Source organism: Streptomyces sp. DH24 (assembly GCF_029813775.1).
Lineage (GTDB): Bacteria > Actinomycetota > Actinomycetes > Streptomycetales > Streptomycetaceae > Streptomyces.
In genome coordinates this window covers 22368-33616 of record NZ_JARVKW010000061.1, presented here as the reverse complement: position 1 = coordinate 33616, position 11249 = coordinate 22368, and the positions used below count along the sequence as shown (strand labels likewise).

At 71.9% G+C, this 11249-nt stretch carries 11 protein-coding genes; 7 read left to right on the top strand and 4 right to left on the bottom strand.

Features of this window, described 5'->3' with window-relative positions; genetic code table 11:
- Window positions 1-128: 128 nt before the first annotated feature.
- Window positions 129-1535 carry a cation:dicarboxylate symporter family transporter gene (locus tag QC282_RS30540; protein ID WP_279552835.1) on the bottom strand — a complete coding sequence of 469 codons (1407 nt, stop codon included), beginning with the start codon at window positions 1533-1535 and terminating at the stop codon, window positions 129-131.
- A 152-nt stretch (window positions 1536-1687) separates the two neighbouring features.
- Between QC282_RS30540 and QC282_RS30535 the strand changes: the two genes are divergently transcribed.
- Entirely contained in the window at window positions 1688-3349 is a 1662-nt protein-coding gene (locus QC282_RS30535) for a sensor histidine kinase (RefSeq protein ID WP_279552834.1), read from the top strand.
- A complete protein-coding gene (locus QC282_RS30530; RefSeq protein ID WP_279552833.1) occupies window positions 3346-4044 on the top strand; it encodes a response regulator in 699 nt (232 codons plus the stop codon). The genes QC282_RS30535 and QC282_RS30530 overlap by 4 nt, the downstream gene beginning before the upstream one ends.
- Before the next feature lie 25 nt (window positions 4045-4069).
- Here the strand turns inward: QC282_RS30530 and QC282_RS30525 are convergent, their stop codons facing one another.
- Window positions 4070-4432, bottom strand: a complete 363-nt coding sequence (locus QC282_RS30525; RefSeq protein ID WP_279552832.1) for a helix-turn-helix domain-containing protein — start codon at window positions 4430-4432, stop codon at window positions 4070-4072.
- Window positions 4433-4529: 97 nt separating this feature from the next.
- Between QC282_RS30525 and QC282_RS30520 the strand changes: the two genes are divergently transcribed.
- A complete protein-coding gene (locus tag QC282_RS30520; protein ID WP_279552831.1) occupies window positions 4530-5411 on the top strand; it encodes an NAD(P)-dependent oxidoreductase in 882 nt (293 codons plus the stop codon).
- 74 nt (window positions 5412-5485) lie between these two features.
- Here the strand turns inward: QC282_RS30520 and QC282_RS30515 are convergent, their stop codons facing one another.
- Both QC282_RS30515 and QC282_RS30510 read right to left on the bottom strand, forming a co-directional pair.
- Complete coding sequence (locus QC282_RS30515; protein ID WP_279552830.1) at window positions 5486-6046, bottom strand: hypothetical protein; 561 nt, start codon at window positions 6044-6046, stop codon at window positions 5486-5488.
- Between the two features lie 160 nt (window positions 6047-6206).
- Window positions 6207-6554 carry a MerR family transcriptional regulator gene (locus QC282_RS30510; protein WP_279552829.1) on the bottom strand — a complete coding sequence of 116 codons (348 nt, stop codon included), beginning with the start codon at window positions 6552-6554 and terminating at the stop codon, window positions 6207-6209.
- Window positions 6555-7295: 741 nt separating this feature from the next.
- Between QC282_RS30510 and QC282_RS30505 the strand changes: the two genes are divergently transcribed.
- The 4 genes from QC282_RS30505 to QC282_RS30490 all read left to right on the top strand — a co-directional run bounded on the left by QC282_RS30505 (window position 7296) and on the right by QC282_RS30490 (window position 11220).
- A complete protein-coding gene (locus QC282_RS30505; RefSeq protein ID WP_279552828.1) occupies window positions 7296-8687 on the top strand; it encodes an extracellular solute-binding protein in 1392 nt (463 codons plus the stop codon).
- Complete coding sequence (locus QC282_RS30500; RefSeq protein ID WP_279552827.1) at window positions 8684-9547, top strand: sugar ABC transporter permease; 864 nt, start codon at window positions 8684-8686, stop codon at window positions 9545-9547. Before QC282_RS30505 ends, QC282_RS30500 begins: the two co-directional genes overlap by 4 nt.
- A 5-nt stretch (window positions 9548-9552) precedes the next feature.
- A complete protein-coding gene (locus QC282_RS30495) occupies window positions 9553-10392 on the top strand; it encodes a carbohydrate ABC transporter permease (protein WP_279552826.1) in 840 nt (279 codons plus the stop codon).
- A 123-nt stretch (window positions 10393-10515) separates the two neighbouring features.
- Window positions 10516-11220: an XRE family transcriptional regulator gene (locus QC282_RS30490; protein ID WP_279552825.1), complete on the top strand. Its 705-nt coding sequence runs from the start codon at window positions 10516-10518 to the stop codon at window positions 11218-11220.
- Window positions 11221-11249: the final 29 nt, after the last annotated feature.

Here is an 11249-nt window from a genome sequence, read left to right as displayed (position 1 = left end):
CCGGTCCGGGTGCCGCGGGGCGCCCCGGTGCGGACCCGCGGTTCAGGCGCGGGTCCGCAGCGGTCCGGGCCGGGGGACTCGGCCGGAGCCGAGCAGCCGAGTCCGGGCTCGGGGCGCTGGCAGGCCTGTCAGGCCTTGGCCAGTTCCTTCTCGCCCTCCTGGCCGGGCAGGCCGGCGCGCGGGGCGTCGGGGCCGGGACCGTCGGCGCCGCCGTGACCGTCGTCCAGCAGGGTCTGCTCGTCGAACGGGACGCGCCCGGCGAGGACCTCACCGACGCGCTCCTTGTCGATCTCCTTGGTCCAGGTGCCGATCAGGACCGTGGCGACGGCGTTGCCCGCGAAGTTGGTCAGGGCGCGGGCCTCGCTCATGAAGCGGTCGATGCCGACGATCAGGCCGATGCCGTCCACCAGGGCGGGCTTGTGCGACTGCAGGCCGCCGGCCAGGGTCGCCAGACCGGCACCGGTGACGCCCGCCGCGCCCTTCGAGGCGACCAGCAGGAACAGCAGCAGCGGGATCTGCTCGCCGACCGACATCGGCGTGCCCATGGCGTCGGCGATGAACAGCGAGGCCATGGTCATGTAGATCATGGTGCCGTCGAGGTTGAAGGAGTAGCCGGTCGGGACGGTGATGCCGACCACCGGCTTGCTGACGCCCAGGTGCTCCATCTTCGCGATGAGCCGCGGCAGCGCGGACTCGGAGGAGGACGTCGACAGGATCAGCAGGAACTCGCGGCCCAGGTACTTGAAGAACGTGAGGATGTTCAGGCCGGAGACCACCCGCAGCAGCACGCCGAGCACGATGAACACGAACAGCACGCAGGTGACGTAGAAGCCGAGCATCAGGACGGCGAGGCTCTTGAGCGCGTCTACACCGGCCGAGCCCGTGACGGCGGCCATCGCGCCGAACGCGCCGACCGGGGCCGCCCACATGATCATCGCGAGGACGCGGAAGACGAGCCGCTGGATGTGCTCGACGCCCCTGAGGATCGGCTGCCCGGCCCGGCCCATGGCCTGGAGCGCGAAGCCGCACAGCAGGGCGATCAGCAGGGTCTGCAGGACCTCGCCCTCGGTGAACGCGGACACGATGGTCGTCGGGATGATGCCGAGCAGGAAGTCGGTGGTGCTCTTGGCCTCGGCGTCGACCTGCGCGTGGCCGGTCTCCTTCACGGCGTCGGTGATCGCGAGGCCGGTGCCCGGCTCCAGGATGTTGCCGACGACCAGGCCGATGGCGAGCGCCACCAGCGACATCACCAGGAAGTACGCCAAGGCGATACCGCCCACGGCGCCGACCTTGGCGGCCTTCCGCACGGAGCCGATGCCCAGCACGATGGTGCAGAAGATGATCGGCGAGATCATCATCTTGATCAGGTTCACGAAGCCGGTTCCGATCGGCTTCAGCTCCACCGCGACATCGGGCGCGACCAGACCCACGGCGATACCGAGGGCGACCGCGACGATCACCGCGATGTACAGATAGTGGGTGCGGTCCCGCTTCGCGGGGGGTGCGGCAGGTGCCGTATCGGCTGCGCTGGTCACGGCGGCCCTCCTTGACGACGTCGTCGGCATCACCGGCGTGCGGCTCACGTCCGGGGGATATCGGGGAATGCCGTGACTATGTCGCGGGCTGTGAGTGCGGTCACCCTTCCGTTCATTTAGTTCACCGCCGGCCGTGGAGGCAGACTGACGGCATGCGCCTCCCCGTCCCCCGGCCCCGCTCCCTGGCCGGCCAGCTGTTCGCGATGCAGGCCGTGCTGATCGCGGTCGTCGTCGCCGGGTACGCGCTGTTCACCTACGCCGGCGACCGCAGCCAGGCGCAGGAGGCGGCCGGCCGGCAGGCCAGGGCGGTGGCGCGGACGGTCGCGGACTCGCCGTCCGTCCAGGAGGCCATCCGCACCCCGGACCCGTCGGCCGTGCTCCAGCCGTACGCGCTGCGGGTGGTGCGGGACGCCGAGGTCGACTTCGTCACGATCATGAACCCGCGGGGCATCCGCTGGACGCACCCCGACCCCGAGCAGATCGGGCAGCGCTTCCGGGGCCACACGGCGCGGGCGCTGGAGGGGCACACCTTCACCGAGACGTACACCGGTACCCTCGGCCCGTCCGTGCGGGCGGTCACCCCGGTCCGGGACGACGGCCGGATCGTCGGGCTGGTCAGCGCGGGCATCCGGGTCGACGCGATCAGCGAACGGGTACGGGGCCAGCTGACGGCGCTGGTCGGCGTCGCGGCGGGCGCGCTGGTGCTCGGCGCGGTCGGCACGTACGTCATCAACGCCCGGCTGCGCCGCCACACCCACGGCATGAACGCCACCGAGCTGAGCCGGATGCACGACTACCACCAGGCGGCACTGCACGCGGTGCGGGAGGGGCTGCTGATGCTGGACGGGCACTACCGTGTGGCGCTGATCAACGACGGTGGACGGGAGCTGCTGGGAGTGTCCGGCGAGGTGGTGGGCAGGTCGGTGGCCGAGCTGGGCCTGCCGGCGCCGCTGACGGGCGCCCTGCTGGCGTCGCGGCCGCGGGTGGACGAGGTGCACCTGACGGTGGACCGGGTGCTGGTGGTGAACACCTCGCCGGTGTCGGGCGGTGAGCGGCGCGGCACGGTCGTGACCCTGCGCGACGTGACGGAGCTGCAGTCGCTGATGGGCGAGCTGGACTCCGAGCGGGGGTTCACGCAGGCGCTGCGCTCGCAGGCCCACGAGGCGGCGAACCGGCTGCACACCGTCGTCTCCCTGATCGAGCTGGGCCGGGCCGAGGAGGCCGTGGACTTCGCGACCGCCGAGCTGGAGCTGGCGCAGGCGCTGACCGACCAGGTGGTCGCCGCGGTGAGCGAGCCCGTCCTCGCGGCGCTGCTGCTGGGCAAGACGGCCCAGGCCAACGAGCGGGGCGTGGAGCTGGAGGTTTCCGAGGACAGCCGCCTGGACGACGGTCTGCTCCCGGCCGGCCTGCCCGCCCGGGATCTGGTGACCATCCTCGGCAACCTGATCGACAACGCCGTGGACGCGGCGCAGGGCAGCGGGCGGGCGCGGGTGACGGTGACGGCGTACACGCGGGACGGGGAGCTGGTGCTGCGGGTGTCGGACACCGGCGACGGTGTGGACCCCGCACACCTGGAGGCGGTGTTCCGGCGCGGTTTCTCGACCAAGCCGGCGGGCCCCGGCGGACGCGGCCTGGGCCTGGCCCTGGTCCGGCAGGCGGTCCACCGCCACGGCGGCACCCTGACGGTGACGGACGCGGAGGGCGGCGGCGCGGCGTTCGAGGCGCGGCTGCCGCTGCGGGAGACCCCGCACCGCGACACGGTCGTACCGGCCACGCCGGCCGTGTCCCCCGCCCGTGCCGGAGGTGACGCGTGAGCGCCGGGCAGCCCATCCGGGTGCTCGTCGTCGAGGACGATCCCGTCGCCGCCGACGCGCACGTGCTGTACGTCGGGCGGGTGCCCGGTTTCGTCGCCGTCGGCAAGGCGCACACCGGAGCGGAGGCGCGGCGGGCCCTGGAGCGCACGCCCGTGGACCTGCTGCTGCTCGACCTGCACCTGCCGGACGTGCACGGGCTGCAGCTGGCGCGGTCCCTGCGGGCGGCCGGGCACCACGCCGACGTGATAGCGGTGACGTCGGCCCGGGACCTGGCGGTGGTGCGCGAGGGCGTGTCGCTGGGCGTCGTGCAGTACGTGCTGAAGCCGTTCACGTTCGCGACCCTGCGGGACCGGCTCGTGCGGTACGCCGAGTTCCACGCGGCCGTCGGCGAGGCCGGCGGGCAGGAGGAGGTCGACCGGGCGCTGGCGGCCCTGCGCGCGCCGGGCCCGGCCGCGCTCCCGAAGGGCCTGAGCGCGCCGACGCTGGAGCGCGTGACCGGCGCCCTGCGCGACGCCGAGGAGGGCCTGACGGCGGCGGCCCTGGCGGAGTCGGTGGGCATCTCCCGCATCACGGCCCGGCGCTACCTGGAGCACCTGGTGGACGCGGGGCGCGCGGGACGGAGCCCGCTGTACGGGCAGGTGGGCAGGCCGGAGTTGGTGTACCGGTGGGTGCGGGGGGTGGAGCGGGGGCGCTAGGGTCCGCCGCGCAAGGGGAGTTCGTTCATGGCCGACCACTCCTCCCCTCCTGAACGGTCACCCGCTCGCGGCCCCACTCGGCCAGCGGCTGGAGTGCCTCGTTGAGGCGCGTGCCGTCATCGGTCAGCGAGTACTCGACGCGGGGCGGCACCTCGTCGTAGGAGACGCGGCGCACGACGCCGTCCGCCTCCATCTCCCGCAGGTGGGAGGCCAGCACCTTTTCGGTGATCCCCGGAAGCAGCCGGCGCAGTTCGCCGAAGCGGCGGCGGGGATGCTCGTGGAGTGCCCAGAGGATCAGCACCTTCCACTTGCCGCCGATCACCTCCATCGCGGTGTCGATCCCGCAGATGTGTCCGTCCGGTGCGCCCGGCCGGTTCAGCGTCGCCATCCCCCACCCCTTCCGACGTGCTCGCTCACCCCGGGGTAACCACCCACTCCGAAGTGCGTACTTGATCACCACCGGGGCTGCGACCAGCCTAATCGGCATGACACGGAACACCGTTGAGAAGACCTCCGTCACCTTGCTGGGCCTCGGCGCGATGGGCACCGCGCTGGCCCGTACCTGGCTCGCCGCCGGCCACCCGCTCACGGTCTGGAACCGCACCCCCGCCCGCGCCGCCGCGCTCGCCGACGAGGGCGCGCGGGTCGCCGGCAGCGCCGCCGAGGCGGTCGCGGCGAACACCCTCGTCGTGGTCTGCCTGCTCGACGACGCGTCGGTCGAGGAGGCGCTGGCCGGGACCGACCTGGCCGGCCGGGACCTGGTCAACCTGACCACCGGCACCCCCGCCCAGGCCCGCGCCCGCGCCGAGTGGGCCCGGGAGCGCGGCGCCCGCTACCTGGACGGCGGGATCATGGCCGTCCCGCCGATGATCGGCGTCCCGGAGTCCGGGGGCTACGTCTTCTACAGCGGCTCACGGGAACTGTTCGAGCAGCACCGCGGGACGCTGGGTGTCCCGGCCGGCACGACCTACGTCGGCGAGGACGCGGGCTTCGCGGCCCTGCACGACGTGGCGCTGCTCAGCGCCATGTACGGGATGTTCGCCGGGGCCGCGCACGCCTTCGCCCTGATCCGCAAGGAGGACATCGATCCCGCCTCGTTCGCCCCGCTGCTGGCCGACTGGCTCGTCGCGATGGCCCCGGCGGTGCACCAGACCGCCGACCAACTGCGCAGCGGCGACTACACCAAGGGGGTCGTCTCCCACCTCGCCATGCAGGTGGCCGGCACGCCGACCTTCCTGAGCACCGCCGAGCAGCAGGGCGTCAGCCCGGAACTGCTCAGCCCCTACTTCGAGTTGATGCGCCGCCGTCTGGCGGAGGGCGGCGGCGACGAGGACCTGACAGGGGTGATCGACCTGTTGGTGCGCTGACCGGCCACCGGCGGCCCGCAGGCCCTCGCGCGCAGGCGGAAGCGGCGTCGGCCCGCGGTCCGGGCCGGACGGCGTCAGCCCGTGGTCCGGGCCGGCCTCGGCGCTCTCGCGTACCACAGCACCTGCGCCCCGAGTCCGGCCACCGCGAGCGCCTCCAGCACCGACAGCGCGAGGAGCAGCCCGCCGCCCTCCCCGCCGGCCCAGAACACCACCAGCGCCGCCAGCGGCACCGCGCAGAACGCCGTCAGGTCGATCACGGCCTGGATCGTCTTGCGGGACCGGCGACGGGTGTCGCTCCGGTGGTAGGCCTCCCAGCCGAACGTCGCGAACGTGCCGTCCGAAGCGGCCAGTCGGGCGAGCCGGGGCCCGAGTTCGTCCCGGACGTAGTGCCCGATGGCCGAGATCTTCTCGTCGTTGACGAGGTAGGTCCAGCCGAGCACGAGGCACACCGGCGGCAGCGCGAGCAGCATGGCGGGCTGCTTGGCCTGCGCCGCAGCGGCGATGACGGCGGCCACGACCGCGAGGGTCACGTACAGCAGGTTGTCCCGGAACCCGATGCGCGCCTTCTGCTCGTCCTTCACGGTCTGGTACTCGGCCAGCAGCAGCTGCCCGACGGTGATGTCCTGCTCCGCCATGCGATGCCCCTCCCCCGACGCCCGACGCCGGGTCCACGGTATCCGTCGAGGGCGGCAGCGATCATCCGGGGCGGGGCTCCCCGCAGCGCCGCAGCCCCCGATCGGCCTCAGATCATCGGCTCGGTCGGCTCGGTCGGATCGAGGTCTTCGGCCGGACCGGTCAGGCCGAGGTCTTCGGCTGCCGACCGGTGTCATGGGCCGCGCGGAGTTCCTCGTTGATGCGCTGGGCCTCTTCCAGTTGGTCCTCAAGGATGATGATGCGGCAGGCGGCCTCGATGGGGGTGCCCTGGTCGACGAGTTCACGGGCGCGGGCGGCGATGCGCAGCTGGTAGCGGGAGTAGCGGCGGTGGCCGCCCTCGGAGCGCAGGGGGGTGATCAGGCGGTGTTCGCCCAGGGCGCGGAGGAAGGCGGGGGTGGTGCCGAGCATGTCGGCGGCCCGGCCCATGGTGTAGGCGGGATAGTCGTCGTCATCGAGGGGGACGGCGGGGCGGGTACTGCGAGGGGGCATAGACCTCTTCTTTCGGGGACGCGTCGAGGGGCCCGAGCGCCGAACGGCGCCCGGGCCCCGAGCTTTCAACACCATCTACCGGCTGACTGCGCCGGACTCTGTGTCCGCAGGTTCCGCCTGGGAGGGCGGGGCTGCGGGGATCGCGGATGCGTGACCGGGGACCACCTTCCAATCCGGGGCCTGCGGTACCCGGGCGGGCTGCTTTCCGCGCCCGGGCGATCCTGATGGCGTCTGCTCCTTACCTCTTCGTACTGCTGGATCGTTCCGTACTGCTGTCGCGGCCCCTGGGGCCGCTCGGCCCGGCAGCCAGTGGAGGAACCCACCACTTCCGGCTCCGCCTCTCCGCTGCCGGGCCGCACCTTCTTGACCTCTCGCACGGCAGTTCGTCTCTGCCGTGCCCTTCGACTTCTGGGCTACGCGAAAAACTCTAGCGTCCCCCGACCGTCATGTCTACTGCCGCCAGTGCAGATTTTCTCCCGGGCCAGACGCCGGGAATCTTTGCCGTTTGCGCCCGGAAGGGCTGCCCGTGTGATCGAGGGCGGGCATTGCGGGCAGCCGCCTGCCCTCGGCGGGACGACCGCCCCGCCGGTGTCGCGCACGTCCGCGACACCGGCGCCCGCGCCCCACGGCCCGCCGGGATCTAAACCCCGCACGCTCATTGACCTGACTAGACCACTCCTCTTACGTTCGCCACGCAGCCGTCCCGGCCACAGCGTCGTGAGCCCGTAGGAGGTCGTGCCCGTGCGCCCCACCGCCGTCCGCCCCCGCCCAACTGCCCGCCGCACCGCACTCGTCGCGGCCGCCGCCCTCGTCCCGGCCCTCCTCACCGCCTGCGGCGGCGGGTCCGGCAGCGACCCGGACACGCTGAAGGTGTCCTACAAGCAGTCGACGGACAACTCCGTCAAGGTGATGGACAACTACCTCGCCGGCATCAAGAAGCAGTTCGAGAAGGAACACCCCGGCAAGAAGGTGGAGTTCGTGCCCATCAAGGCGGCGGACTCGGAGTACTACACCAAGCTCCAGCAGATGCTCCGCTCCCCGAAGACCGCGCCGGACCTGGTCTACGAGGACACGTTCCTCATCAACTCCGACATCACCAGCGGGTACTTGAAGCCTCTCGATCCCTACCTCGCCAAGTGGAAGGACTGGGACCGGTTCATCGACACGGCGAAGGCGGCGGCCAAGGGCGAGGACGGCAAGACGTACGGCGTGCCGGACGGCACGGACACCCGCGGGCTGTGGTTCAGCAAGGAGGTGTTCGCCAGGGCCGGTCTGCCCGCCGACTGGCAGCCGGAGAACTGGGACGACATCCTCGCCGCCGCCCGCACCATCAAGAAGAAGGTGCCCGGCACCGTCCCGCTCAACGTGTACACCGGCAAGCCCGCCGGCGAGGCCGCCACCATGCAGGGCTTCCAGATGCTGCTGTACGGCACGAACGACGGCACGGCGGACCCGCTGTACGACAAGGGCAGCAAGAAGTGGATCGCCGCGGGGCAGGGTTTCAAGGACGCGCTGACGTTCGTCGAGACCGTCTACAAGGAGGAGCTCGGGCCCGAGGTCTCCGACGCGCTCGACCCCAACTTCTCCACCAGGGTCCGCGGTGAGCTGCTGCCCGAGGGCAGGCTCGGCATCGCCCTGGACGGCTCCTGGCTCCCGCAGGACTGGCTGCCGGGCAGCGGCCACGAGTGGCCCGAGTGGTCCGAGGAGCTGGGGCTGGCCCACATGCCCACCCAGCACGGGCAGGCGCCCGGCAAGGTGAGCATGTCCGGCGGCTGGACCTGGGCGATCCCCGCGAAGGCGGGCAACCCCGACCTCGCCTTCGAGTTCGTCAAGACGATGCAGACGAAGGCCAACGCCAAGAAGTGGTACGTCGCCAACTCCGGCATCGCGGTCCGCGAGGACGTCGCGAGCGACCCCTCGTACGCGAACGCCCAGCCCGGCACCAGGTTCTTCACCGACCTCGTCCCGCACACCCACTACCGGCCCGCCTACCCGGCGTATCCGAAGGTGTCCACCGCCATCCAGGAGGCGATGGAGGGCGTGACCACCGGTGACCTGTCGGTCGAGGAGGCGGCCCGCGGATACGACGAGACCCTCAAGGACGTCACCGACAACCAGGTCGTCCGCAAGTGACCGCTCGCCGCTCCCTGCTGCGTGTCCTGCCCGTCTCCCCGGCCGTCGTCCTTCTCCTCCTCTTCCTGGCCGGCCCGATCGCCTACTGCGTGGTCATCGCCTTCACCGACCTCCAGCTGACCGGGCAGGCCGAGGCGTCGTTCGTCGGGTTCGACAACTTCCGGCGGGCGTTCGGGGACGACGCGTTCCTGAACGCCGTATGGCTCACGCTGGTGTTCACGGTGCTGTCGTCGCTGGTCGGGCAGAACACCCTGGGCCTCGCGCTCGCGGCGCTGATGCAGCGGGCGTCGAAGCCGGTGCGCACGCTGACCGGCGGCGTCGTGATCACGGCGTGGGTGCTGCCGGAGGTGGTGGCGGGGTTCCTGCTGTACGCGTTCTTCCGGCGCGAGGGCACGCTCAACGCCGTACTGGACTGGTTGCACCTGCCCTCCCAGAACTGGCTGTTCACGCTGCCGATCCTGGCGGTGTCCTTCGCGAACGTGTGGCGCGGCACCGCGTTCTCGATGCTCGTCTACTCGGCCGCCCTCAACGAGATCCCCAAGGAGGTGACGGAGGCGGCCGAGGTGGACGGCGCGGGCGGCTGGCGCCGCATGTGGCACGTGACGTTGCCGATGATCCGCCGCTCCATCGGCACCACCCTCATGCTCAACACCCTGCAGACCCTCTCCGTCTTCGGTCTGATCTGGGTGATGACCCGCGGCGGCCCGAGCGGCAGGAGCCAGACACTGCCGCTGTTCATGTACGAGCAGGCCTTCCAGAACAGCCTGATCGGTTACGGCACGGCCGTCGCGCTGCTGCTGTTGCTGATCGGCTCGCTGTTCTCGGTCGTGTATCTGCGCCTGCTGCGGACGGAGGTCTGACGGACATGGCCCGCACGCTCGCCGCCCGCCGCACCGGGCGCCGCCTGGCCGCCGACGTGGGGCTCCTGGCCGTCGCCGCGGCCTTCGCGCTGCCCCTGCTGTGGGTGGTGCTGTCGGCGCTCGACCCGCGCGCGGACCTCAGGGTGAAGGCGCCCGACGGTCTCACGCTGGACAACTTCGACGCGATCCTCACCGACGACGTCACGTTCACGCCGCTGCTGAACAGCCTGCTGCTGTGCGGCGGCGCCACCGTGCTGACCGTGGTGTGCGCGGCGCTGGCGGCGTACCCGCTGTCCCGGTTCCGCTCCCGCCTCAACCGGCCGTTCCTGCTGACGATCCTGTTCGCGACCAGCCTGCCGATCACGGCGATCATGGTGCCGGTGTACGCCCTGTTCGTCCGGGTGAACCTGATCGACACGATGCAGGGCACGATCTTCTTCTTCGCCGCGTCCCAACTGCCGTTCGCCGTCTGGCTGATGAAGAACTTCATGGACGGCGTGCCGAAGGAGCTGGAGGAGGCCGCCTGGACGGACGGGGCGTCGTCGTGGCAGTCGCTGCTGCGGATCGTGCTGCCGCTGACGGGGCCGGGTGTGTCGGTCGTGACGGTGTTCTCGTTCGTGATGATGTGGGGGAACTTCTTCGTCCCGTTCATGCTGCTGCTCACCCCGGACCGGATGCCGGCGTCCGTGAGCATCAACGAGTTCTTCGGCAACCGCGGCATGGTGGCGTACGGGCAGCTCGCGGCGTTCTCGATCGTCTACTCGACGCCCGTGATCCTGCTGTACGTGCTGATCGCGCGGCGTCTGGGCGGCGGCTTCGCCCTGGGCGGCGCGGTCAAGGGCTGAGGAGCCGCCGTGGCCGGAAAACGACGGTCCCTCGGGGCGCCGACGCCCGTACGTTCCTACAATCCGTGATCCTGGCCAAACCGACCGTGGTCAACCCGCCGGTACACCCCTATTTTGTGCCCCGTGCGCCAACCCTCCGCCCGACCGAACCAGCCACCCACCCCGCCGTTCGACGCCCGCGCCGCCCGCCGCCTGCGCGCCGCCCTCGGGATGAGCCCCGAGCACGTCGCCCACGACCTGCGCGCCTCGTACGGCATGCCGTACGCCACGCCGGACCTCGTCATCGCCTGGGAACGCGGGACCACGGCGCCGACCGGGCCGGAACTCGGCGCGCTCGCGGGCGTGCTGTGGTGCTCGCCCGGTGAACTCATCGGCCGCCCGCGCACGTTGCGCGAGCACCGCGTGGCCCGCGGACTCGCCCCGGACGACGTCGCCCGCACCGTCGGCCTCGAACTGCGCGCCTATCTGCGGATGGAGGACACCGGCGCGTGGCGCGGCACCGAGCGGCAGTCGGCCGCGCTCGCGCACGTCCTCGATCTCACGGTGCCCGACTTCGTCACCGTCACGGGCCGCGAGCCGCGCCTGGCGGAGCTGCTGCGCAGCGCGGCGACGACGCGCTGGCAGGCGTACGTGCGGCCGGTGTCCCGGCTGGTGCCCCTGGACCGGGCCCTGCTGGAGGCGGCCCTGCGGGAGCTCCACGAGGACTACCAGGGGCACATGGCCGCCACCCTCAGCTGGGGCGGCGGCGGCAAGGACTCCAGCGCGGGCGGCCGGGACTTCCTGGACCGGATCGTGGCGAACTTCTGGGCCGCGGTCGAGGCAGGCTGACCCCGGGGCCTGCCGCCGGGCACGGGCGC